The organism is Acidovorax sp. 99, assembly GCF_003096455.1.
Classification (GTDB): Bacteria; Pseudomonadota; Gammaproteobacteria; order Burkholderiales; family Burkholderiaceae_C; genus Acidovorax; species Acidovorax delafieldii.
This window is the reverse complement of the sequence record NZ_QEKU01000001.1, coordinates 3242961-3265139: the sequence shown is the minus strand read 5'-3', so window position 1 is coordinate 3265139 and position 22179 is coordinate 3242961. Positions and strand designations below refer to the sequence as shown.

Below are 22179 nucleotides of genomic sequence, written 5' to 3'. Positions count from 1 at the left end.
GGCTGGCACAGCCTTTGCAATAGTTTGACCAATCGATCAAATCACATGGTCAAACAATGCAGACAGCCCCTGACACCGCCGACGCCGCCCGCACAGAACACGCATTCGAGCTGATCCTGCAGCGCAGCCAGATGCGCTTGCCCGTCGCCTCCGGCGAGAGCATGGCTGATGTGCTGCAGCTCGCAGGCGTACCGCTGGAAACCCTGTGCGAGCAGGGTATGTGCGGCACTTGCGTCACCCGCTGGCTGGACGGCGAGCCCGACCACCGCGACAGCTGCCTGAGCGCTGCAGAGCAAGCCACCCACGTCGCCGTGTGCTGCGCGCGCAGCCACAGCGCCACGCTCACGCTGGACCTGTAGGCCCATCCCCCACAACCCGAAGGCCCCCCGCCATGCGCATCCTCGTGATCTATTGCCACCCGGTAGAGACCAGCTACAACGCAGCCCTGCACACCGAGGTGGTGCAGCAGCTGCGCGGCGCGGGCCATGAGGTGGACGACTGCGACCTGTACGCCGAGGGCTTCAACCCCGTGATGACACGCGAAGAGCGCCTGGGCTACCACGAGGTGCCCAGCAACCAGTTGCCCGTGCAGGGCTATGTGGACCGCCTGCTCTGGGCCGAAGCCGTGGTGTTCTGCTTTCCCACCTGGTGCTTTGGCATGCCGGCGATGCTCAAGGGATTTTTCGACCGCGTGCTCATGCCCGGCGTGGCCTTTGACATCAGCGATCCGCACAACGTCAAGCCCTCACTCACCCACATCAGGCGCATCTCGGCCGTGGTCACTTACGGGCGCCCCCGCTGGACGGCCCTGTTCATGGGCGACCCGCCGCGCAAGTCCATCACTCGCTACATGCGCCTGCTCACGGGCGGCAAGGCGCGGGTGGACTACCACGCCTACTACCACATGAACGTGGCCACACCGCCCCGACTCGCGGCCTTCAAGGCCCGCGTGGGCCAGGCGATGGCGCGCTTTGCATAAGACAACGTTCTAAGGGCCACGGCATGCACGCATCCAACACCCCCGACCACATCCTGCGCGCCCGGCTGCCGCGCTGGCTGCTGCCCTCCGCGTGGCCGCAGCAGGGCCACCAGCCCGCACTGGCCGATCTGCGCCTGGCCCAGGGCCGCATCGTGCAAGTGCTGCCCCACGGCACCCAGCCAGCGCTACACGGCGCTGCGTGGGACGTGGCAGGCGCGCTGGTGCTGCCCGGCCTGGTCGATGCGCACACCCACCTGGACAAGGCCTTCACCCTGCCGCACATGGGAGAAGTCAAACCCGGCCTGCTGGGCGCCATCGAGGCCATGATGGTGGATCGCCAAAGCTGGACCGAAGCAGACATCCACGCCCGCGCCAGCCGCGCGCTGCAATGGGCCTACGACGCAGGCACCGTGCACCTGCGCACCCACTGCGACTGGTGGGAGCCCGACGCGCAGCCACTGGCCTGGAACGTGTTGCGCGCACTGGCCCACGACTGGGCCGACCGCATCACGCTGGAGCACGTGAGCCTGATCCCCTTGCACCTGTACGCAGACCGCAGCGCCGCCCTGCGGCTGGCCGCCACTGTGGCCACCAGCGGCCCTGGCGCATTGCTGGGCGGCTTTGTGCATTCCACCAACTGGGACCCGCAGGCGCTGCGCCACCTGTTGGAAGCCGCACAACACCACGGGCTGAACGTGGACCTGCATGTGGACGAAGAACTGCACCCCGGCGCACAGGGCTTGGCGACCACGGCCGCACTGCTCAAGGAGCTGGGTTTCGAAGGCCATGTGGTCTGCGGCCACACCTGCGCCCTGGCCGCACAGGACGAGGCCACGGCCCTCGCCACGCTCGACGCGGTGGCACAAAGCCCGATCACGCTGGTCACGCTGCCCATCACCAACCTGCTGCTGCAGGACGCCACCACCGGCCGCACGCCACGCCAGCGTGGCCTGACGCTGGTGAAGGAAGCCCGTGCACGCGGCATCCCGGTGCTGGTCGCCAGTGACAACGTGCAAGACCCGTTCTGCCCCGTGGGCAGCTTCGACCCGCTGGAAGCCCTGGCCACGGGCGTTCTGGCTGCGCAGCTGGATGCACCTTTCGACCAATGGAGCGAATCGCTGTGCCGCACCGACTGGCTGCGCACCGGCCGCACTGGCACCACGGCGCTGCCGCTGCAGCCTGGCACGGTGGCTGACCTGCTGGTCTTCACGCAGGCCGACCACTGGGGCTTTCCATCGCGCGCACAAAACCGTGTGGTGCTGCGCCAGGGCCGCGTCGCCAGCGGGCATGCACCGGCTGCCTGGCATGTGCCAACCACCCAATCCGCAAGGAGCCTCGCATGAGCCCCACATCTGCGCCCGTACCTGCGCCAGGTATCGCCCAGCCCCTGGCCCGCTACGCCGCGTGGCGCCGCGCAGGCGACTTCATCTACCTGAGCGGGATCATTGCCGTGGACCCTGCCGCCAGCCGCATCGTGCGTGGCTACGACGACATCCCGCGTGAGGCCGCCACGCTGATTGGCCGCACGGGCGAGTTCAGCAGCGACATCAAGGAGGGCCCCATCCTCGCGCAGAGCTGGTATGTGCTCGACCGCATCCGCCAGACCATCGAGGCCGCAGGCGGCCAGATGTCCGACGTGTTCAAGCTGGTGCAGTACTTCAAGAACCTGGACCACTTCCCACAGTACAGCCGCGTGCGCAAGCTGTTCTTCCCCGGCGAGCCACCCGCATCCACCGTAGTGGAAGTGAGCGGCATGTTGCCCACGCCCGACATCCTCATCGAGGTGGAGGCCACGGCCTACCTCCCCTTGCGCTGACAACGCCTTCCTTCACGAAAGAACCACCCATGCTGCACGGCTACAACCCGCCCCACCGCTACCTGCCTTACCTGAGCTGGACCGAGATCGCAGACCTGCCGGACAAGGAGAACACCGTCATCGTGCTGCCCACGGGCGCCACCGAGCAGCATGGCCCGCACCTGCCCTGTGCGGTGGACACGGTGATCAGCGCGGGTGTGGTGGGCCACGCACTGGCAAGGCTGCCGGCCGAGGTGCCCGCGTTTGCGATGGCACCCATCACCTACGGCAAGTCTGAGGAGCACCTGCACTTCCCCGGCACCGTCACGCTCAGCGGCGAGACCCTGCTGGCCACCATGAACGAAGTGGGCGAGTCGGTGTACCGCGCAGGTTTTCGCAAGCTGCTGTTCGTCAACGGCCACGGCGGTCAGCCGCAGGTGATGGAGATGTGCGCGCGCGAGCTGCGTCTGCGCCATGGCGACTTCATCGTGGTGCCCAGCTTCACCTGGCGTGTGCCACATGTGGCGGGCAAGTACCTGTCCGACACCGAAAAGAAACTGGCGATGCACGCAGGCCACGCCGAGACGGCGTTGATGCTGGCGTTGGCTCCGGACACCGTGCACATGGAGCGTGCGGTGGTCAACTACCCGCCCGTTTTTGATTCGCCCCTGCTCTCGCCCGACGGCCGCCCTGCCTGCGCATGGAGTGCGCGCGACTTCGGCCCCAGCGGAATCATTGGCGACCCGCTGCCCGCCACGGCCGAACAGGGCCACGCCATCCTCGACTCGCTGGCCGTGAGCTGGGCCGCCGCCATCACCGAGCTGCACAAGCTGCAGTGGGCACCGCGCGCGGAGCCCACCTGGGGCCGCGCCCATCACACCGGCCACGTGGAGCACTCCAGCGCACTGGCCTGAAACCTGCGAACGCCACCGCAAAACCTTTTCGCCTTCCCCTTCGTTGTCCCTTCGTTTCACCTCCACCACCCTACCGGAGTACCACCATGATGAAGACCGCCTCCCGCCTTTCCAAACTTGGTGCAGCCGCGCTGCTCGCTGTTGGTGCCGTCGGCACCATGTCGAGCACAGCCCACGCGCAGGAAAAGTTCACCTACATGACCAACTGGTATGCGCAGGCCGAGCATGGCGGCTTCTACCAGGCGGTGGCCACGGGCCTGTACAAAAAGTACGGGCTGGATGTGACCATCAAGATGGGCGGCCCGCAGGTCAACATCGTGCAGATGATGGCCGCCGGCCAGGCCGAATGCGTGATGGGGTCGAGCGACCTGCAGATGATCCAGATGCGTGAAGGCGGCGTGCCCGTGGTCAATGTGGCGGCCGTATTCCAGAAGGACCCGCAGGTGCTCATCGCGCACGAGGACGTGAAGAAATTCGAAGACCTCAAGGGCAAAACCATCCTGATCGCCTCGTCGGCCCAGCGCGGCTACTGGCCCTGGCTCAAGGCCAAATACGGCTTCACCGACTCGCAGACGCGCCCCTACACCTTCAACATCCAGCCCTTCGTGGCCGACAAGAACACCGCGCAGCAGGGCTACCTGACATCCGAGCCGTTTGCGATTGCCAAGGCGGGCGTCAAGGCCAATACGCTGATGTTCAGCGACCAGGGCTACCCAGCGTACGCCACCACCATCTCGTGCATGGAAAAGACGGTGAAGGACCGCGGCGCAGCCGTGGCCTCGTTCGTAAAGGCATCGATGGAAGGCTGGAAGAGCTACCTGGCCGACCCCGCACCCGCCAACGCGCTCATCAAGAAGGACAACCCCAACATGACCGACGAGCAGCTCGCCTACAGCGTGGCCAAACTCAAGGAAATGGGCATGGCCACCGGGGGTGACGCGGCCACCATGGGCATCGGCATCATGACCGACGCACGCGCCAAGGCCAGCTACGACTTCCTGGTGGACGCCAAGCTCATCGACCCTGCCAAGGTGAAGCTGGCCGAGACCTACACAACTTCGTTCGTCAAAGACCTCAAGGTTCTGCCCTGAGCCTGACAGCCCTGAAACAGCGGCCGGTGCGACCCTTTGCCCGCCCGGCCGCATCCATCGAAAGGCGACCATGACATCCCCCGCTGACTCTCCGCCGCTGGTGCACACCCCGATGCCAGCCACCTATTCCACACCCGCCGTGGAGGTGCTCTCCGCCGAAAAAACCTACCCCAATGGCACCCAGGCCCTGCTGCCGGTGGACCTGACCATTGAGGAAGGCGAGTTCGTCACCCTGCTGGGCCCCTCGGGCTGCGGCAAGAGCACGCTGCTGAAAATGGTGGCAGGCCTGCTGGAGCCCACCGACGGCCGCCTGCACCTGTGGCGCAAGCCCGTGGCGCAGCTAGACGAAAGCGGCAAGAAGATGGCGTTTGTCTTTCAGTCACCCACGCTCATGCCCTGGGCCAGTGTGCAGACCAACGTGCGCCTGCCGCTGGACCTGGCGGGCGTGCCGCGTGCCGAGGCCGATGCGCGCGTGTCCGAAGCGCTGGCGCTGGTGGGTTTGGCCAAGTTTGCCAACGCACTGCCCCGTGCGCTGTCGGGCGGCATGCAGATGCGCGTATCGATTGCGCGCGGCCTGGTCACCCAGCCCGACCTGCTGCTGATGGACGAACCCTTTGGCGCACTCGACGAAATCACGCGCCACAAGCTCGACGCCGACCTGCTGGACCTGTGGCGCAAGAAGAAGCTCACCGTGATTTTTGTGACGCACTCGATCCACGAGGCGGTGTTCCTCTCCAGCCGCGTGGTCATGATGGCCGCACGCCCCGGCCGCGTGGTCGAAGAGTTCCGCATCGACGCGCCCTACCCCCGCACGTCCGACTTCATGGTGTCGCCCGAATTCAGCCGCTACGCCAAGCTGCTGCAGGACAGCCTGCTGCGCGCCAGCGTGCACACCGAGGAGACCGTAGCATGAGCACCCCCTTCCCTTCCGCACCCATGGCGTCGCCCGTGGTCACCGCCCACCCCGCAGCCGCACCGCGCTCAGCGCCTGCACCAGTCGCTGCCAAACCTGCCACCAAGACCACACCCAAACGCCCGCCGCTCATGGCCCAGCCCCGCGTGCAGCGCGTGGTCTACCCCGTGCTGGTCGGCCTGGTGCTGATCGCGCTGTGGCAGGGCCTGGTCACGGCCATGGAGCTGCCGCCCTACCTGGTGCCCTCGCCCATCCTGATGATGAAGACGCTGTTCACCGACTGGGCCGCACTGGGCGGATCGCTGTGGGTCACCGTCAAGATCACGGTGCTGGCCTTTGTGGTAGCCACGGTGGCGGGCGTGCTGATCTCGTTCCTGTTTGTGCAAAGCAAACGCATCGAGACCGCGCTCTTCCCCTACGCCGTGCTGCTGCAGGTCACCCCCATCGTGGCCGTGGCACCGCTCATCATCATCTGGGTGAAGGACCCGACGGCGTCGATGGTGATCTGCGCCGCACTGGTCGCCCTGTTCCCCATCATCAGCAACACCACACTGGGCCTGCGCAGTGTGGAGCCGGATCTGCAAAGCTACTTCCAGCTCAACCGCGCCACGCGGCTGCAGACCCTGCTGCGCCTGCGCATCCCCAGCGCGCTGCCCTACTTCTTTGGCGGGCTGCGCATCTCCAGCGGCCTGGCGCTCATCGGCGCTGTGGTGGCTGAGTTTGTGGCGGGCACCGGGGGCCAGGGTGCGGGGCTGGCGTACCAGATCCTGCAGGCCGGCTTTCAGCTCAACATCCCGCGCATGTTTGCTGCACTGCTGCTGATTTCGCTCACTGGCGTCGCCTTGTTCGTGCTGATGGCCTGGCTCACCCGCGCCGCCCTGGGCGGCTGGCACGCCAGCGAAACGTCGCACGACTAGCCCTTTCAACCCCATCGCCAACACACCGCGCGCAGCCACTGGCGCGCGGCACGGGCTTCCTTTTGCCCAAAACGGCCACCAGCGGCCAAGGAGATACCGAAATGACCACCACCACCGCCCAACAACTCCCCGACCTGCTGCCCGACCTCGACTGGATCGCCGACCCGCTGCGCGTGGGCCGCCTCTCACAGGACTTTGCCTGGTTCAGCCCCGTGCTCAAACGCGACCTGGCGGGCAAGCGCGGCGACATCGCCGTGCGCCCGCGCACCGAAGCAGAAATCCGCCAGGTGGTAGCCGCCTGCGCCAGTGCGGGCATCCCCCTCACCGTGCGCGGCAGCGGCACCGGCAACTATGGCCAGAGCACACCGCTGCACGGCGGCGTGATCCTGGACCTGTCGGGCTACAACGCCTTTGGCTGGGTGCGCGGCGGCGTGGGCCGCGCGCAGTCGGGCATCCGGCTGGCGGATTTTGATGCGCAGGCCAAGCCCCACGGGCAAGAGCTGCGCTGGCTGCCCAGCACCTACCGCAGCGCCACGCTGGGCGGGCTGTTTGGCGGCGGCTTTGGTGGTGCGGGCTCCATCAACCACGGCCCGCTGGCCGCGCCTGGCAACGTGCTGGCCGTGCGTGCGATGACAGTGGAGCCCGAGCCGCAGGTCATCGAGTTGCGCGGCCCCGAGGGCATGCTGCTGCACCACACCTACGGCACTAACGGCATCGTGCTGGAGCTGGAAGTGGCCCTGACACCTGCCGTGGAGTGGACCGAATGCATCGCCACCTTCGAGCAATTCGACGCCGCGCTGGAGTTTGCCGACCGCTTTGGCAGCGCGCCCGGGCTGGAGAAAAAGGAGGTGTGTTTTGTGGCCGCGCCCATCCCGCAGTACTTCACCAGTCTGGCCGAACACCTGCCTGCCGACCAGCACGCCGTGCTGCTGCTGGTGGCCCCGCACTCAGAAGCCGGCATGCGCGACATGGTGGCCCAGCACGGCGGTCAGGTTACCTACCGCAAGACGGCCGACGAAGTGGCCAGCAGCCACAAGACGCTGCTCGAATACACCTGGAACCACACCACCCTGCACGCCCTCAAGGTGGACAAGGGCCTGACCTATATCCAGAGCGGCTTCAACCCCATGCACCGCCTCAAGCAGGTGAAGGCGCTGGAGGCCGCGCTGAAGGGCGAGGTGATGATGCACCTGGAGTTCTTGCGCACCAAGGAGGGCGCCTTCAACTGCAGCGGCCTGCAGATCATCCGCTACACCACCGAAGAACGCCTGAACCAGATCATGCAGATCTACCGCGACCACGGCGTGCAGATCAACAACCCACATGTGTACATCGTGGAAGACGGCAAGCAGAACAACCTGGACCCGGCCGTGGTGGGCATGAAGCGCCGCTTTGACCCCCAGGGCCTGCTCAACCCGGGCAAGCTGCGCAGCTGGTACACGGCCGAACCCACAGCCCCCGTGCAGACACCTGTACGCCAAACAGCGTAGAGAAAACGGGTGGCGCGTGTCGCACCCACAGGCCTCTACCGCTTGCCTGCAGGGCATAATCAGCTACTCATTTAGTAGCAAACCATCGAAACATGCCCTGGCACGCCCGCCTTCAGCTCGACTACACGGCAGAACATAGCGCCCGCACGGTAGCCCGCTACGAGCACAACGGGCCGCTGCGCATCCTGCAAAGCCTGTACCCCGAGGGCGATGGCATCTGCCACAACGTGCTGGTGCACCCGCCCGGCGGCCTGGTGGGCGGCGACACGCTGGACATCACCACCACCGTGGGCCTTGGCGCCCATGGCCTGGTCACCACGCCCGGTGCCACGCGCTTTTACCGCTCCACCGGCCCGCTGGCGCTGCAACGCAGCCACCTCACCCTGGCCGAAGGCGCGCGCCTGGAGTGGCTGCCGCTGGAAGCCCTGTGCTACAGCGCCTGCCACGCTGAAAACCACCTCACGCTGAACCTCGCCCCCGGCGCCGAGTGCATCGCCTGGGACGTGACGGCGCTGGGCCTGCCGCACGCGGGCCAGCCGTTTGAACAAGGCCGCTTCACCCAGCACTTGGAAGTGCCCGGCCTGTGGCTGGAGCGCGGCGTCATCGACGCCGCCGATGACCGGCTGCTGAGCAGCCCCTTGGGCTTGGCGGGCCACCGCTGCATGGCCAGCATGTTCTTTGCCGCAGGCACGCCCCTCGACCGCACGCGCCGCGACGCGGCCTTGGACGCGGCCCGTGCAGTGATGGATCAGCACCCCCTGGTCAAGGCCACCGCAGGCGCCACCAGCCCCAACGACCGCATGGTGGTGGTGCGTGTGCTGGCGCCGCAGGTGGAGCCTGCGATGAAACTGCTCAAGGCCGTGCGGGTGGCGTGGCGTCGGGCGATGTGGTCGCTGGAAGGGGAAGCACCCCGGATCTGGGCGATGTAAGGGGCCGATCAACACTGCCCTGCAGGAGGTCAGCGCTTCCAGGGATCCAGTGTGAGCCGCGAGGCCAGCAGGTCAGCCGTGTACCGCAGGCGGCCGATGTCCACGTCGGCCTGCACGCCACGGCTGAAGCAGCACAACGTGCCATATATCTCCCCGCCCGAAAGCCGCACCGGCGTGCTCAGATGCGTGCCGATGGGAAAGCCGGGGTTGGGTGCCCGGCCCGCCGCCACCAGGGGCCCGGCGTCCTTGATCGCTTCGGGCAAGCGCCCCTCAATCACCCACTGACACCAGCTTTCCTCCACGGGGTCCGATCTGCCCGGCTGCACTGCGGAAAAGTCTGCGGCGCTGTCCACCGCCTTAATGGTTCTGCGCCCCTCGGTGATCTGGGACACGAAGGCCACGTCCATGTTGAGGCGGGTGCGCAGCAGCTTCAGCACCTGCGGTACAGCCGCTGGCAGGTCGGGATCGGCAGCGTCGCTGGTGGCCACCAGCAGTTCGAAAATGGTGACATCGAGGTCGTCGGGGTTGTAGTCCAGAAACATGCGCCGCAGTCTACGCGGCGGCGCATGCCAATGCCGTAAGCAGTCGTTGCAACGGGTTTCAGCGCCGCCTTGCGGCGCCTTTCTCAGGCTGGTATCACCGGGGGCAGCTTCAACAACCCATCCGCCTTGAACATGGCGCGAATCCCCCGCACCGCCTGCCGAATCCGTGCCTCGTTCTCGATGAGCGCAAAGCGCACATATTCATCCCCCTGGTCGCCAAAACCAATACCCGGGGACACACACACCTTGGCCTTGTCCAGCAGCTGCCGCGCAAACTCCAGCGAGCCCAGCGCACGGTAGGGCTCGGGAATGCGCGCCCAGATGTACATGCTGGCCTTGGGGCAATCTACCGCCCAGCCGGACTCAGTGAGGCCCTTGTAAAGCACGTCGCGGCGGCGCTGGTACTGGGCGGCGATGTCTTTCACGCACTGCTGGTCGCCCTCCAGCGCAGCAATCGCGGCCACCTGCAGGGGCGTGAAGGTGCCGTAGTCGTGGTAGCTCTTGATGCGGGCCAGGGCCGCCACAAGGTCGGGGTTGCCCACCATGAAGCCCACGCGCCAGCCGGCCATGTTGTAGCTTTTGCTCAGGGTGAAAAACTCCACCGCCACGTCCTTGGCGCCGGGCACTTCCATGATGCTGGGGGCGCGGTAGCCGTCGTACACGATATCGGCGTAGGCCAGGTCGTGCACCACCAGGATGTCGTGCTTCTTGGCCAGGGCGATGACGCGCTCGAAGAAACCCAGGTCCACACACTGCGCGGTGGGGTTGCTGGGAAAGCCGAAGATCATCATCTTGGGCTTGGGGTAGCTGCCGCGGATGGCTTTTTCCAGCTCGGCAAAAAAGTCCACATCGGGCGCCACGGGCACGCTGCGGATGTCGGCGCCGGCAATCACCGCGCCGTAGATGTGGATGGGGTAGCTGGGGTCGGGCACCAGCACGGTGTCGCCCCGGTCCAGCGTGGCCAGCATCAGGTGGGCCAGGCCCTCCTTGGAGCCGATGGTGACGATGGCCTCGGTGTCGGGGTTGATGTCCACCGCGTAGCGGTCTTTGTACCAGTGGCTGATGGCGCGGCGCAGGCGCGGGATGCCTTTGCTGGCGCTGTAGCCGTGGGTGTCGGGCCGCTGGGCCACTTCAGTGAGCTTGGCGACGATGTGCGGTGGTGTGGCCCCGTCGGGGTTGCCCATGCTCATGTCGATGATGTCTTCGCCCCGGCGGCGGGCGGCGAGTTTAAGCTCGGCCGTGATGTTGAAGACGTAGGGAGGGAGGCGATCGATGCGCGCAAAACGGCGCTTGCCCTGCGATGCAGACATGCGGTGTGACTTTCACGTAAGCGCCCGGAACCGTCCGAGCGACGTGGCCAGCAGAAAGGCCGGCCCGCAGCCAATGTAGCGCAAGCTGCGGGCAGCGCTCCAGTCCTTTGTGCGCAGTGTGGCGGCAATGCCGCAGTGGGGACGAGGGCTTGCCGCCGCCTCTACGATGGGCGCATGAACACCACCCCACCCACCAACCCCACTGCCCTGCCTGCCGACCACCCTTTTGCCCAGGTGCAGGTGCTGGCCTTCGATATCTTTGGCACCGTGGTGGACTGGCACGGCAGCATTGCGCGCGAGGTGCGTGCGCTCTACCCCCAGGTGGATGCCGATGCGTTCGCGCTGGCCTGGCGCGCGGGCTACCAGCCTGCCATGGCGCGGGTGATGCGCGGCGAACAGGGCTGGACGCTGATCGATGCCTTGCACCGGCAGATCCTGGACGAGATCCTGCCGCGCTTTGGCCTGAGCCACCTGGGCGAGGCCGAGCGCCAGCACCTCAACCGCGTGTGGCACCGGCTCCATGCCTGGCCCGACAGCGTGCAGGGCCTGACGCGGCTCAAGCAGCGCTACACGATCACCACGCTGTCGAACGGCAATATCGGCCTGCTGACCGACATGGCCAAGCGCGCCGGGCTACCCTGGGACTGTGTGCTGAGCGCCGAGGTGTTCAATGCCTACAAGCCCCACCCCGACACCTACCTGGGCGTGGCGCGGGTGTTTGACCTGCCACCGCAGCAAGTGGCGCTGGTGGCGGCCCACCACGACGACCTGGCCGCTGCGCGGGGCTGCGGCCTGCGCACGGCTTACATAGAACGGCCGCACGAGTTTGGCGTGGCTCAGCCCAAGGATGTGTCGCCGCAGCCGGGCAATGACCTGCACGCCCAGGACCTGAACGATCTCGCCAGCATGCTGGGGTGCTGAACGGCCTGCGGTGCGGTGTGCGCCGGTGTGCGCGCGCTTCAGTGCGCCACCAGCAGCTGCACAAACATCTGCACCTTGGCACGGCACTCGGCGCTGATGGACGTGAACTCCAGCCCCGCCACCCATTCGTCGCCCTCCTGCTTGAGCGTGACGACGCGGGCGTAGACATCGGCCACACGGTAGTCCACCAGCGGCAGTTCAAACTCCAGCTTGATCTCGCTGTGGGGTTCCAGCGGCTCGATCAACTCCACGAGCAGGCCGTGGTAGCCAATGTCGCGGATGGCGCCGTGCACGATGTGGGGCACCACGATCTTGTCCTGCATGCGCTGGCACAGGCAGGGCAGGCGCGCGTCCACGCGGTGGCTGCGGCGGAACTCCTGGCGGGGCACCTTGAGCTTGTGCGACGGGATGGCGATCAGCTCGCGCAGGCTGACGGGCTGCGTGCGGCCCTTGACGAACACCTGCATGGGTGCAGACGCCGACACCAGCCCCCAGCAGCGCTGGTAGGTGGAGTCGCTGATCAGCACCTGGCCGCGCAGGCTCAGCGCCTCGATGCGGGAAGCCAGGTTCACCGCCTCGCCGATCACGGTGTATTCGGAATACACGTCCGACCCAAAGCGCCCGGCCATCACGGTGCCTGTGTTCACGCCGATGCCCAGAAACACCTCGGGCAGGCGCTCGGTCAGGTGGGCAAGGTTCAGCTCGCGCATGGCGATCTGCATCTCCACCGCGCACAGCAGCGCGCGGTCCACATCGTCGTCGCGGGCCACCGGCGCGCCAAACAGCACCATGATCGAGTCGCCCATGAACTTGTCGATGGTGCCCTGGTACTTGAACACAACCTCCGACAGCCGTGCCAGGCAGCGGTTGAGCGCCGCAATGACCACCGACGCAGGCTGTGACCCCGACAGCGCCGTGAACCCGCGCAGGTCGGCCAGCAGGATGGTCACCTCGCGCGGTGCCACCTCCAGGCCGTTGGCAGCTGCGCCCTCGGGGTTCTCCATGCCGTGCAGGATGTCTGCCATCTCGGCCTGGGCCGCCTCGCCCAGCGGCTTGCCGGTTTCGCGTTCGATCAGCGCCTGCAGGCGGCGCACGGCGTCGTGGTGGAATTCTTTGTGCATGGAGGTCTGGGGCGTGGAGCGGCCGGGCTTTTGTGGGTGGGGGTAAGAACCTGTTCAAGAGGCAATGCCTGCCCTTCGCCACCCAGAATAGGCGCCGCCCCACGGCTGGTCAACCGGTGAAAACACTCCGGGCAAAGCAGCAACAGCGAGCGCCACGGCAACTACTCACCATCAAAAAACCGATGTGCGGAGGACGCGAGCAGCGTCCCAGCACTGTCAGAGGGTGATTTGGAGTGTTTTTGACTTCAAGCGCTAGAAACACATGCGCTGATAGCTATTACTTGTGTAGCAATCGGCGGATTGCCCACCTTCACCCGGCGCTCACCCGGTCCACGCACACAAACTCGCCCACGGCACCGTCATAGTCCCAGCGGGCCGCCACCCTTGCCTGACCGTCCAGTGCGGCGCCCGATGCCTCGGTGCTAAGCACCACCAGGCTGTTGGGGCTGCCGTGCCGCAGGCGGTGCGACACCGCCGTGCCTGCGCTGCTGGCCCACAGCCCGGGCAAGGGCTGCAGCAGGCGCGGCTGATGCACGTGGCCGGACAGCAGCATTTGCGCACCGGCAATACGCCAGCGCTCAACGGCTTCGTCCGCGCGGTGGGGGCGGTGGTCGCGGTCCTCGGCATCGCGGGCCACCAGGGGATGGTGGCTGGCCACGATACGCCATGCACCAGGGGGCGCCCGCGCCAGCAGCAGCGCCACATGCTCGATCTGGGCGGACGACAGGCTGCCGCGCTCGTGCCGCCAAGCACGTGTGGTGTTCACGCCCACCACGTAGAACGCCCCCATCTGCCGCACGGGCTCCTGGTCTAGGCCAAACTGTTCCGAGAACCGCTCGTACGACCGGCCCCAGCGCATCCACCACGCGAACAGGGGCAGGTCGTGGTTGCCCGCCAGCACCAGATTGCTGCGCGCATGCAGGCCCTGCACAAACCGCGCGGCCTGCTCAAACTGGTCGGCCGTGGCGCGCTGCGTGAGGTCGCCCGACACCACCACCATCGCCACGCCCAGCCGTTGCGCCAGCCGCTGCACAGCGGCGCACACCACCGGGTCGTGCGCACCGAAGTGCAGGTCGGACAGGTGCATCAGAACCGTCATGGCAAGGGGTGTCGAGGGGTAGGCAGACGCAAGGGTCACTCCATCAAGCGGGCAGCAAGCCGGGCGCGGGCGTGTCGGCAGGGACGAAAGCCGTGTTTTCTTCTGGCGGGGGGGTCTGCGATGCACCGTCACGCGCAAGTTGACTCGGTGCCACCAGCCACAGTGGCCGCGCACTGATGCGGAAATGCAGGGGTGGCGCCATCCATTCCCGCTCGCCGTCAAACGCCACCTTGACCTGGGGCGGCCGCCAGCTGGCGGGTGCTACGGACAGCTCGGAACAAGCTATGCTGACCACCGCGTTGTCCTTGTCGAGCTGGCCGGTGGCGGCATTCCACACCGTGCGGGCGATGGCCCAGCGCCCCTGCGGCTTGAGCATGACCACAGCCAGGTGCCCACCATCGGCCACCTTCTGCGCCTGCGGCAGGCCCATGCGGTCCAGCTGCAAGGGGTTGTTGCCCACAAACAGGGTGGTGACCAGGTGCTCTTCCTGCTGCGCCTCGGCGCCCTGGTGCGTCTTCATCACCACGCGCCAGCGGCGGCCCGACGCGGGGCGGAACAGGCTCCACACCGCCGCCGCCACGGCCACCCAGCGCTTGCGGCCAAACCGGCGCGATGCCATTTCGCGGTCGGCCAGCATCTTGGGGTACAGGCCCACGCTGGCGTTGACCACAAACATGCGCCGGTTCACAAACCCCACCTGCACCGGCCGCAGGTCGCCTGCATGCAGGGCCTGCAGCAGTTCCTGCACGGCGGTTTCCGGGTCCAGCGCCAGCCCGTGCTCGCGGCTGAAATAGTTGAAGGTGCCCATGGGCACCACCCCCAGCGGTACCCCGGCGCGCAGGGCAGCCGACGCCACGGCGTTGATGGTGCCGTCGCCCCCGGCGGCCACCAACAGCCCGCCGTCATCCTGCGCGGCCTGGGCAGCACGCTCGGCCAGCTGCACGATGTCTGCACGGTGGTCGGGCACATGCCAGACCACATCGTGCGTCTGCAAGGCGGGCACGCCCTCCAGCTTGGCGCGCAGCAGGTCCAGGTCGGCACCGGGCCGCCGAGGCACCACCAGGTGGATGGGGCCACGGGGCTGGGGAGGAAGGGTGTGTTCCGAAGGTGTCATGCAAAAACTCTGCAACAAACAAGAGCAACCCCACAGCGCGCTGAGCCAATCGCAGCGACCGGGCGAGCCCGCAGGCCCACACCACACCATGAGCGCCAACACGGATTGCAGGGCACTCGATGGTGACAAACGGCTGTCCCCCGCGCAGCCGGTAGCCACGCCTACCCTTTGTCAGCCGGCGCCGACAGCGGCAGTGATGATGCGATACACCCACCGCGCAACGGGATGCTGGGAACTTCGGTACAACCCGCGGCTTCTCTCCAGGGGCCGCCCGCCCTGCGGGTGCATCCGAAGAAAGGACCCACTATCTCCATGACCACAACCTCCAGCGCTTTGGCCGCCACCGACATCGGCGCCCTGCTGGCGCAACACCCCCTGGGCTGGTGGATGGCTGGCGTGCTGTCGTTTGCCCTGCTGGGTAGCGTCGCCTTGACCGGCTTGCGCCGCCTGCGACAACACGCGGGCGCCCCGCTGGGCCGCATGTTTCCGGCGCAAGCGCGCTGGGTGTTGGTGGCCGCCATGGCCACCTCGGCCTGCACGCTGGCTCTGGCAGGTGCCGCGCTCGCAGAGCTGGCCGAAAGCGGGCGCGCCCCGGGCACCTGGGGCGCACTGGACGACGCACTGGCCGCAGGCCTGCAAGCACAGACATCCGCCGCCGTGCTGCAATGGTTTGCCACCCTCACCCACCTGGGCGACACCTGGGTGCTGACCGCGCTGGCACTGGGCGTGGCCGCCCTGATGTGGCTGCGCCGGCACCGCCTGCTGGCCACCGGCTGGCTGGTGGCCATGGCGGGCAACGGCGCGTTGACCAAGGTGCTGAAGCGTCTGTTCGAGCGGGTGCGGCCCGAGCACACGCACGGCATCGCCGAGGCCAGCGGCTACAGCTTTCCCAGTGGGCACAGCAGCGCATCGATGGTGGCCTATGCCATGCTGGCCTACCTGGCCACGCGGCTATTGCCCCGCGCCTGGCACCTGCCTGCGGTGGTGCTGGCCGGCGCGCTGATCTTCACCACCGGCTGGAGCCGTGTGGTGCTGCACGTGCATTACGCCAGTGATGTGCTGGCAGGCTGGCTGCTGGGCGGCACGTGGATGGTGTGCACGGTGCTGATCATGGAGAGTGTGTCGCGCTGGCGCGGCGCTGCGCCCCCGACGACGCGCCGCTGAGCCGCCGCCCGGGCGCCCTGGTTCACCGCGCGGGGGAGTCCTCGGCAGACGCCATGGGCTGCATCGGCAAGACCACACAGGACGCACGCCCCGGCCCCATGTGCACGGTGTTGAACGCCACCACCCGTGGCCCCGCACTGCCCTCCGGAGCGCCGGTGTTGGGGTTGACGTCGAACCGCGGGAAGTTGCTGCTCGAGATGTCGAGCCGTATCCGATGGCCCCGGCGGAAGAGGTTGGACGTGGGCATGGGCTCGATGGTGATCTCCACCACTTCGCCAGGCGCCATCAGCCCCGGCTGCTCCCACGAGTCGCGGTAGCGGCAGCGAAGGATGCCGTCGGTCAGGTTCATCGCATACCCCTCGGGGTAGTCCTCGCTGGGCGGATACTGGTCGATCAGCTTGGCCGTGAAGTCGGTGTCGGGTGCGGTGGACGACACCCACAGCGCGATGGTCACCGGCCCGGTGATCTCCACATCGCCGTCGAGCGGCGGCGTCTGGAACACCAGCACGTCGTCCCGGCCGGCCAGCGGCCCGAACGGCGCCTGCGCACCAAACAGCCCGTCGTGCGTGCGCTGGTCGTAGGCACCGGCCACCATCAGCGGTTCGCCCGAGGTGACGGAGCCCCCGATGGTGGGCACCGGCCTTGCGGGGTCGAAGCAAAAACCGGCCTGGGCCTCGGCCTGCGGTACGGACTGCGACAGCAGCCCGCCCGGCGCGAGGTACCAGGGCACCAGCGTGGTCGCCGGTACAGGCCAGCGGGCCGCGCTGCGCCAGACGCCGCCATGGTCGAGCCGGCCTTGCGGCGTGCGCCGCCCCGTGCCCCCGCCCATGCGGAAGTAGCGCACGGCATCGCCCTGCCCCGCGGGCAGCGGCTGCCCGCGCAGCCAGTGGTTGAACCACGCGAGCCGCATGTGCACGTAGTCGGGTGCAAGCGTGCCATCCAGCACCGCATCGCGGCCGAAGTCCACATCGCCCGCGTACGGCACGCTGCGCTCGCCATGCGTCCAGGGGCCCAGCACCATGCGCACGTCGCCCTGCCCGCGCTGCGAGAGCCCGAGGTAGTTGTCGGTGGTGGTCTGCGCATAGGGGTCCCACCAGCCGCACATCAGCATCACGGCCACGCCTTCGAAGGCGCCGTAGTGGCCTGCCGCATACAGCTCGGGCTGGCGCCAATGGTCATCGAAGCTGCCGCGCTCCCACTGGCCGAAGAGATAGTCCTCGTACTCGGGCGCCCACTGCAGCGGTGAGTCGCCGCGCGTCCAGGGCAGGCGCAAGAACCATTCGCCGATGTCGGCCTGGTCGAGCGCCTGGCGCGCGGCGTCGCTCAGGCTGTTGCTGCCGCTGCGCGCATTGCGCAGGGCCCACACGGCCTGCTTGAGCTCGAAAGCGCCCCCATGGCGGATGCCGCCCCGGTAGGCATTGGCAAAGCCGCCGCATTCGAGAAACATGGCCTTGAGCCCGGCGGGCCGCTGGCTGGCCAGCGCCGTCTGGGTATGGGCCGCATACGACAGCCCGTAGGTGCCCACGGCGCCGTTGCACCAGGGCTGCGCCACGATCCACGCCATGGTGTCGGCGCCGTCGTGGGCCTCGCCCAGGTACTTGGTGAACTGCCCTTCGGAGTCGAAGCGGCCCCGGCAGTCCTGCACCACCACCGCGTAGCCCTCGCGGGCAAACCGCTCGGCCACCTCGCCGCGCCGCAGGGGTGCGGGGTCGGCGGCGGTGCGCTCGCGCCGGGTGGGTTCGTCTTTGCCGTAGGGTGTGCGCTCCAGCAGCACCGGCAGGGGGCCGGTGTGACCGGCCGGCAGATACACATCGGTGGCCAGGTGCACACCGTCGCGCATGGGCACCCGGCAGGTGTGCCGCACCACCCCGCCCACACCGGCCGGGGCGGCAGACGGCGCCATTGGATTCATCATCGTGGTCATGGAAGGTCCTGCCTCAGTCGAGCTTGAGGTTGCGGTCCTTGACCAGCTTGGCCCAGCGCGCTGTGTCTTCCTGGATGAAGCGGCCGAGCTCCTGCGGCGTGGTGGGCGCGGGCTCCGCACCCTGCGCCACCAGCGAGGCGGTCACCTCCGCGTCGGCCAGCGAGGCGCGCAGCACCTTGCTGATTTTTTGCACCGCATCCGCCGGCGTGCCGGTGGGCGCGAACAGGGCGTACCAGATGTCGTACTCGAAGTCCTTGAGCCCCGCCTCGGCCATGGTCGGCACCTGCGGGAAGGCGCGCGAGCGCTTAGCGCTCGCCACCGCCAGCGGCACCAGCTTGCCCGCCTTGATATGAGCCGCCACGCTGGGCACTGCATTGATGCCCAGCTGCACATGCCCGCCCGCCAGCTCGTTCACCGCCGGGCCGCCGCCCTTGTACGGGATCTGCACCATGCGCGTGCCGGTGGCCGCCTGGAACATCTCCATCGACAAATGCCCCGGGCTGCCGTTGCCGCTGGTGCTGTAGTTCAGGCCGCCGGGGTTCTTGCGTGCCAGCTCGATGAGTTCCTGCACCGTGCGGACCTGCAGGCTCGGGTGCGTGGTGAGGATGGGCACGTTGACCACCACCCGCCCCACCGGCACGAAGTCGCGCGAGGGGTTGTACGTGAGCTTGCTGGACAGCAGCGGCGCCGTCACCATGCCGGAACCTGCGCCCATCAGCAGCGTGTACCCGTCGGCCGGCGCCGAGGAGACCGCCTGGAAGCCGTGCGCACCGGGCCGGTTGTCGATGACGACAGGCTGCCGCCACTGGTCCGACATCTTGCGTGCCACCACACGCATGGCCGTGTCCGCAGCTGCCCCTGCCGGAAACGGAATCACGATGCGCACGGGCTTCTCGGGGAACTCGGCCGCGCCGGCGATCAGGGGGTGGCACAGCATGAATGAACACAACAGCGCGAGCGTTTGCGGCATGCGGGACATCCAGGGAATCATGCGGTGCTTGTTATCAGAAATCATGGCGAACTCCCGCGCCAATGGCGCGCACGGAAACATTGCTGCGGCTCGAATCGATGCCGTCGCGGTCGATGAAGGCCTGCAGTTCGGTGCGTTTGGACAGGGCATAGGTATAGGCTACCTGCTGGCGCTTGCGCAGGCCGCGCAGCGACGCCTGCACATCGCGCTGCATCACGTTGACGACGATGGCGTGCTGGCCAGCTGAAAAGCGGGTGCCCACCAGCCAGTAGTCCACATCGGCGCGGGTGGTGGCCGACGTCCTGGCGTACGTATCGCGGCCCAGCAGCACATAGGGCTCGATCGCGCCGAAGTCGTAGCGCACGCCGGCCTGCCATTTGCTGGAGAACTCGTTGGCCAGCAGTCCACCGGGGCGCGTGTCCTTGCCGTAGCCGATGCCTGCCGACCAGGGCCCGTCGGCATAGTTGAGGCCCAGGTCCAGAGACTTGGCGCCGTTTTCCTGCTCGGGCGTCTTGGCATCGCCGCGCAGGTAGTAGCGCGCCCGCAGGTTGACGCCGCCCCAGGTGGGGCTTTGGTAGCCGATGGCGTTGGACGTGCGGTTGCGCGCGTTCAGGATGGAGGTGCCGATGGCCGTGGCCCCGGCATCGTTGGCGGCGAACGAGGTGATGCGCGTGACTTGCGAGTACAGCGGCGAGCCGGTCGGGTTGGCGGAGTCGAGCCGCCCCAGCGCCACCGTGCCCAGGCTGCCGCGCAAGGCGGCATAGCTGTTGCGAAACGCTGGCGTGGTGGCGGCGCCGGAGTCGGCTTCGAGCCCCATCTCCAGGCCGAACAAGGCGGCCAGGCCATCGCCCAGGTCTTCCTTGCCGCGAAAGCCCAGGCGGGATGCGTTGTCGCGCTCTTCCGTGACGGAACCGGCGTTGCCGGTCTTCACGTTGTTGACGGTGAGCCGCACCTGGCCATAGACCTGCAGGTCCTGTGCGGCAGCGGGCCCCGCAGCCGAAACGGAAAGGCCGCAGGCGGCCAGCGCGAAGGGAAATGAGCGCCTCATGAAATCTTGCTCCTTGAAGGGGTGGTGCCAGGTTGGCTGATGACGCCGCCGATTCTGTGGAGCGAGGTGCTCGGCCACAACGCTATGACGAACGCTGATGACCCTATGCAATAGACCGCAGGTTTGCGCTGGCGTGGCAGCAATGCAAAGATGCAGGCTGGCTGCCTGCATACCCGAACGTCTGCCCCTTTTCCACCCCATGAACTTCAAGCAACTCGAGGCCTTCCAGGCCATCATGCTCAGCGGCTCCACCACCGGCGCGGCCGAGCGCATGGGGCTGTCGCAGCCCGCCATCAGCCGCTTGCTGGCGCAGCTGGAGGAGGACCTGGCCCTGCGTTTGTTCGTGCGCGAAAAAGGCCGCCTGAGCCCCACGGCCGAAGCCCATGCGCTGCTGCACGACGCCCAGGTGCTGATGGACTCGGCGCAGTGCTTTCGCCGCCATGCCGAACAGTTGCGCCTGGGCGGCTTCAAGCGGCGCCTGCTGAAGGTGGCGGTGCCCAGCACGCTGGCCACCACACTCATGCCGGTGCTGGCCAAGCGCTTCATGCAGGCGCACCCGGACGTGGTGCTGGAGGTGCTGTCAGGCTCGTACAACGACACCGAGCGCGCGCTGCTGAGCCGCGATGCGGACATCGGCCTCGTGCGCCTGCCCATGGAAATGCAGGGACTGAACACCCGCGTCAGCCTGGACTCCGAAGCCGTGTGCATCATGCCCCGGGGCCATGCGCTCGAAGGCCTGGCAGAGGTCAGCCCCACCGACCTGATCGACGTCAGCCTGATCCTGCTGGGGCGACAGCGGCAGATCCGCCACGACATCGACATGGCCTTTCGCCAGCGGCGCGTGCAGCCGCGCGTGGCGCTGGAGGTGCACTCCATCAGCGAGGCCTGCGCCCACGTGGCCCAAGGGCTCGGGGTCTCGATCGTGAACGCCTTGCTGGCGCGGCACTGCCCGTACGAGGCGATCACGTCGCGCCCGTTCAGGCCCCGTATCGCCTACCAGCTGGGCATCGCCACGGTGAACAACGCACCGGCTTCGCCGTTGCATGACACTTTCACGCGACTGCTGGTGGAGGCGATGGAAGCACCGTCCCCCGCCGTGGCATAGCCTTCAGCTCTCTGAAACTGGCGCGCCCCTCGCCAGTGCCCCCGTGGAACTGGCCTCGCCGGGCCACCGGGTGCATCCCCCTCCCACGCAGCAAGAGAGGGGGAAGGCGCCGCAGGCGACTCAGGGGGTGCGCTCTTAAATCGCCACGAGGTTGCGAATGCCCTTGGCTTCCATCTCGCTACCCGGCCCGCGTGCGATGACCTCACCGCGCTCCATCACCAGGTACTCGTCGGCCAGCTCCTGCGCAAAGTCGTAGTACTGCTCGCACAGCAGGATGGCCATCTCACCCTGGTCGGCCAGCATGCGGATCACACGGCCGATGTCCTTGATGATGCTGGGCTGGATGCCCTCGGTGGGCTCGTCCAGGATCAGCAATCGCGGGCCGGGCGCCAGTGCACGCGCAATGGCCAGCTGCTGCTGTTGTCCGCCCGACAGGTCACCGCCCCGGCGCTTGAGCATCCGCTTGAGTACGGGAAACAACTCGTACAGGTGCGGCGGCACGGGGGTGGAGCCGCTTTTATAGGCCAGGCCCATGCGCAGGTTTTCTTCCACGGTGAGGCGGCCGAAGATTTCGCGGCCTTGCGGCACAAAGCCGATGCCGGCACGCGCCCGGTCGTAGGGCGTGGCCTTGTCGATGGGCTTGCCGTCAAACTGGATGGAGCCGCTTTTGATGGGCACCAGGCCCATGAGGCTTTTGAGCAGCGTGGTCTTGCCCACGCCGTTGCGGCCGAGCAGCACGGTGACCTTGCCCGGGGTGGCGGTGAGGCTCACGTCACGCAGGATGTGGGAGCCGCCGTAGTACTGGTTGATGTTCTGGACGGTGAGCATGGTGA

At 67.5% G+C, this 22179-nt stretch carries 22 protein-coding genes; 13 read left to right on the top strand and 9 right to left on the bottom strand.

Annotation, left to right across the window (positions count from 1 at the left end; all coding sequences use genetic code 11):
- Positions 1 to 56: 56 nt before the first annotated feature.
- The 10 genes from C8C95_RS15255 (at position 57) to C8C95_RS15210 (ending at position 9028) form a co-directional block, all read left to right on the top strand.
- Positions 57 to 359 carry a 2Fe-2S iron-sulfur cluster binding domain-containing protein gene (locus C8C95_RS15255; RefSeq protein WP_116749128.1) on the top strand — a complete coding sequence of 101 codons (303 nt, stop codon included), beginning with the start codon at positions 57 to 59 and terminating at the stop codon, positions 357 to 359.
- Between the two features lie 32 nt (positions 360 to 391).
- Entirely contained in the window at positions 392 to 979 is a 588-nt protein-coding gene (locus C8C95_RS15250; RefSeq protein ID WP_056060691.1) for an NAD(P)H-dependent oxidoreductase, read from the top strand.
- A 23-nt stretch (positions 980 to 1002) separates the two neighbouring features.
- Complete coding sequence (locus C8C95_RS15245; protein WP_116749127.1) at positions 1003 to 2322, top strand: amidohydrolase family protein; 1320 nt, start codon at positions 1003 to 1005, stop codon at positions 2320 to 2322.
- The gene (locus C8C95_RS15240; protein ID WP_116749126.1) at positions 2319 to 2795 is read left to right on the top strand and encodes a RidA family protein; all 477 of its coding nucleotides are present in this window, start codon (positions 2319 to 2321) and stop codon (positions 2793 to 2795) included. The genes C8C95_RS15245 and C8C95_RS15240 overlap by 4 nt, the downstream gene beginning before the upstream one ends.
- 29 nt (positions 2796 to 2824) lie before the next feature.
- Positions 2825 to 3688: a creatininase family protein gene (locus tag C8C95_RS15235; RefSeq protein WP_116749125.1), complete on the top strand. Its 864-nt coding sequence runs from the start codon at positions 2825 to 2827 to the stop codon at positions 3686 to 3688.
- 86 nt (positions 3689 to 3774) lie between these two features.
- Positions 3775 to 4779: an ABC transporter substrate-binding protein gene (locus tag C8C95_RS15230; protein ID WP_116749124.1), complete on the top strand. Its 1005-nt coding sequence runs from the start codon at positions 3775 to 3777 to the stop codon at positions 4777 to 4779.
- 112 nt (positions 4780 to 4891) lie between these two features.
- Positions 4892 to 5692: an ABC transporter ATP-binding protein gene (locus C8C95_RS15225; RefSeq protein WP_116749123.1), complete on the top strand. Its 801-nt coding sequence runs from the start codon at positions 4892 to 4894 to the stop codon at positions 5690 to 5692.
- Between the two features lie 131 nt (positions 5693 to 5823).
- Positions 5824 to 6609: an ABC transporter permease gene (locus tag C8C95_RS15220; protein ID WP_116750300.1), complete on the top strand. Its 786-nt coding sequence runs from the start codon at positions 5824 to 5826 to the stop codon at positions 6607 to 6609.
- 101 nt (positions 6610 to 6710) lie between these two features.
- A complete protein-coding gene (locus C8C95_RS15215; RefSeq protein ID WP_116749122.1) occupies positions 6711 to 8099 on the top strand; it encodes an FAD-binding oxidoreductase in 1389 nt (462 codons plus the stop codon).
- Between the two features lie 92 nt (positions 8100 to 8191).
- Positions 8192 to 9028, top strand: coding sequence for an urease accessory protein UreD (locus C8C95_RS15210; RefSeq protein WP_116749121.1), 837 nt, complete (start codon positions 8192 to 8194; stop codon positions 9026 to 9028).
- Positions 9029 to 9057: 29 nt separating this feature from the next.
- On the opposite strand, the gene C8C95_RS15205 is transcribed toward C8C95_RS15210, so the two are convergent.
- A complete protein-coding gene (locus C8C95_RS15205; protein WP_116749120.1) occupies positions 9058 to 9570 on the bottom strand; it encodes a GAF domain-containing protein in 513 nt (170 codons plus the stop codon).
- Between the two features lie 83 nt (positions 9571 to 9653).
- A complete protein-coding gene (gene alaC, locus C8C95_RS15200) occupies positions 9654 to 10880 on the bottom strand; it encodes an alanine transaminase (protein ID WP_116749119.1) in 1227 nt (408 codons plus the stop codon).
- 174 nt (positions 10881 to 11054) lie between these two features.
- Here alaC and C8C95_RS15195 point away from each other — a divergent pair, with 174 nt between their 5' ends.
- On the top strand, positions 11055 to 11801 hold the full coding sequence (locus tag C8C95_RS15195) for a haloacid dehalogenase type II (protein WP_116749118.1): 747 nt from the start codon (positions 11055 to 11057) through the stop codon (positions 11799 to 11801).
- A 38-nt stretch (positions 11802 to 11839) separates the two neighbouring features.
- On the opposite strand, the gene C8C95_RS15190 is transcribed toward C8C95_RS15195, so the two are convergent.
- From C8C95_RS15190 to C8C95_RS15180, 3 genes are all read right to left on the bottom strand, one after another.
- Entirely contained in the window at positions 11840 to 12922 is a 1083-nt protein-coding gene (locus tag C8C95_RS15190; protein ID WP_060984123.1) for an adenylate/guanylate cyclase domain-containing protein, read from the bottom strand.
- Between the two features lie 310 nt (positions 12923 to 13232).
- Complete coding sequence (locus C8C95_RS15185) at positions 13233 to 14021, bottom strand: metallophosphoesterase (protein ID WP_243415702.1); 789 nt, start codon at positions 14019 to 14021, stop codon at positions 13233 to 13235.
- A 43-nt stretch (positions 14022 to 14064) separates the two neighbouring features.
- Positions 14065 to 15135: a diacylglycerol kinase family protein gene (locus C8C95_RS15180; protein ID WP_116749117.1), complete on the bottom strand. Its 1071-nt coding sequence runs from the start codon at positions 15133 to 15135 to the stop codon at positions 14065 to 14067.
- A gap of 312 nt (positions 15136 to 15447) precedes the next feature.
- On the opposite strand from C8C95_RS15180, the gene C8C95_RS15175 reads away from it, so the two are divergent.
- The gene (locus tag C8C95_RS15175; protein ID WP_116749116.1) at positions 15448 to 16299 is read left to right on the top strand and encodes a phosphatase PAP2 family protein; all 852 of its coding nucleotides are present in this window, start codon (positions 15448 to 15450) and stop codon (positions 16297 to 16299) included.
- A 22-nt stretch (positions 16300 to 16321) separates the two neighbouring features.
- On the opposite strand, the gene C8C95_RS15170 is transcribed toward C8C95_RS15175, so the two are convergent.
- From C8C95_RS15170 to C8C95_RS15160, 3 genes are read right to left on the bottom strand one after another with little or no spacing between them, the layout of a single operon-like run.
- Positions 16322 to 18223: a CocE/NonD family hydrolase gene (locus C8C95_RS15170; RefSeq protein ID WP_243415701.1), complete on the bottom strand. Its 1902-nt coding sequence runs from the start codon at positions 18221 to 18223 to the stop codon at positions 16322 to 16324.
- A gap of 13 nt (positions 18224 to 18236) precedes the next feature.
- Positions 18237 to 19238, bottom strand: coding sequence for a tripartite tricarboxylate transporter substrate binding protein (locus C8C95_RS15165; protein WP_243415700.1), 1002 nt, complete (start codon positions 19236 to 19238; stop codon positions 18237 to 18239).
- The gene (locus tag C8C95_RS15160) at positions 19228 to 20241 is read right to left on the bottom strand and encodes a porin (RefSeq protein ID WP_116749114.1); all 1014 of its coding nucleotides are present in this window, start codon (positions 20239 to 20241) and stop codon (positions 19228 to 19230) included. The genes C8C95_RS15165 and C8C95_RS15160 overlap by 11 nt, the downstream gene beginning before the upstream one ends.
- Before the next feature lie 199 nt (positions 20242 to 20440).
- Between C8C95_RS15160 and C8C95_RS15155 the strand changes: the two genes are divergently transcribed.
- The gene (locus tag C8C95_RS15155; RefSeq protein ID WP_116749113.1) at positions 20441 to 21346 is read left to right on the top strand and encodes a LysR family transcriptional regulator; all 906 of its coding nucleotides are present in this window, start codon (positions 20441 to 20443) and stop codon (positions 21344 to 21346) included.
- 135 nt (positions 21347 to 21481) lie between these two features.
- On the opposite strand, the gene urtE is transcribed toward C8C95_RS15155, so the two are convergent.
- Positions 21482 to 22174 carry an urea ABC transporter ATP-binding subunit UrtE gene (urtE, locus tag C8C95_RS15150; RefSeq protein ID WP_116749112.1) on the bottom strand — a complete coding sequence of 231 codons (693 nt, stop codon included), beginning with the start codon at positions 22172 to 22174 and terminating at the stop codon, positions 21482 to 21484.
- Positions 22175 to 22179 lie beyond the last annotated feature (5 nt).

Coding starts and splice junctions, on each gene's coding strand:
- C8C95_RS15185 (WP_243415702.1), bottom strand. CDS start 14,021: ATGACGGTTCTGATGCACCTGTCCGACCTGCACTTCGGTGCGCACGAC.
- C8C95_RS15205 (WP_116749120.1), bottom strand. CDS start 9,570: ATGTTTCTGGACTACAACCCCGACGACCTCGATGTCACCATTTTCGAA.
- C8C95_RS15190 (WP_060984123.1), bottom strand. CDS start 12,922: ATGCACAAAGAATTCCACCACGACGCCGTGCGCCGCCTGCAGGCGCTG.
- C8C95_RS15220 (WP_116750300.1), top strand. CDS start 5,824: ATGGCCCAGCCCCGCGTGCAGCGCGTGGTCTACCCCGTGCTGGTCGGC.
- C8C95_RS15165 (WP_243415700.1), bottom strand. CDS start 19,238: ATGATTTCTGATAACAAGCACCGCATGATTCCCTGGATGTCCCGCATG.
- C8C95_RS15230 (WP_116749124.1), top strand. CDS start 3,775: ATGATGAAGACCGCCTCCCGCCTTTCCAAACTTGGTGCAGCCGCGCTG.
- C8C95_RS15175 (WP_116749116.1), top strand. CDS start 15,448: ATGACCACAACCTCCAGCGCTTTGGCCGCCACCGACATCGGCGCCCTG.
- alaC (WP_116749119.1), bottom strand. CDS start 10,880: ATGTCTGCATCGCAGGGCAAGCGCCGTTTTGCGCGCATCGATCGCCTC.
- C8C95_RS15235 (WP_116749125.1), top strand. CDS start 2,825: ATGCTGCACGGCTACAACCCGCCCCACCGCTACCTGCCTTACCTGAGC.
- C8C95_RS15180 (WP_116749117.1), bottom strand. CDS start 15,135: ATGACACCTTCGGAACACACCCTTCCTCCCCAGCCCCGTGGCCCCATC.
- urtE (WP_116749112.1), bottom strand. CDS start 22,174: ATGCTCACCGTCCAGAACATCAACCAGTACTACGGCGGCTCCCACATC.
- C8C95_RS15240 (WP_116749126.1), top strand. CDS start 2,319: ATGAGCCCCACATCTGCGCCCGTACCTGCGCCAGGTATCGCCCAGCCC.
- C8C95_RS15255 (WP_116749128.1), top strand. CDS start 57: ATGCAGACAGCCCCTGACACCGCCGACGCCGCCCGCACAGAACACGCA.
- C8C95_RS15245 (WP_116749127.1), top strand. CDS start 1,003: ATGCACGCATCCAACACCCCCGACCACATCCTGCGCGCCCGGCTGCCG.
- C8C95_RS15170 (WP_243415701.1), bottom strand. CDS start 18,223: ATGACCACGATGATGAATCCAATGGCGCCGTCTGCCGCCCCGGCCGGT.
- C8C95_RS15195 (WP_116749118.1), top strand. CDS start 11,055: ATGAACACCACCCCACCCACCAACCCCACTGCCCTGCCTGCCGACCAC.
- C8C95_RS15210 (WP_116749121.1), top strand. CDS start 8,192: ATGCCCTGGCACGCCCGCCTTCAGCTCGACTACACGGCAGAACATAGC.
- C8C95_RS15155 (WP_116749113.1), top strand. CDS start 20,441: ATGAACTTCAAGCAACTCGAGGCCTTCCAGGCCATCATGCTCAGCGGC.
- C8C95_RS15160 (WP_116749114.1), bottom strand. CDS start 20,241: ATGAGGCGCTCATTTCCCTTCGCGCTGGCCGCCTGCGGCCTTTCCGTT.
- C8C95_RS15250 (WP_056060691.1), top strand. CDS start 392: ATGCGCATCCTCGTGATCTATTGCCACCCGGTAGAGACCAGCTACAAC.
- C8C95_RS15225 (WP_116749123.1), top strand. CDS start 4,892: ATGCCAGCCACCTATTCCACACCCGCCGTGGAGGTGCTCTCCGCCGAA.
- C8C95_RS15215 (WP_116749122.1), top strand. CDS start 6,711: ATGACCACCACCACCGCCCAACAACTCCCCGACCTGCTGCCCGACCTC.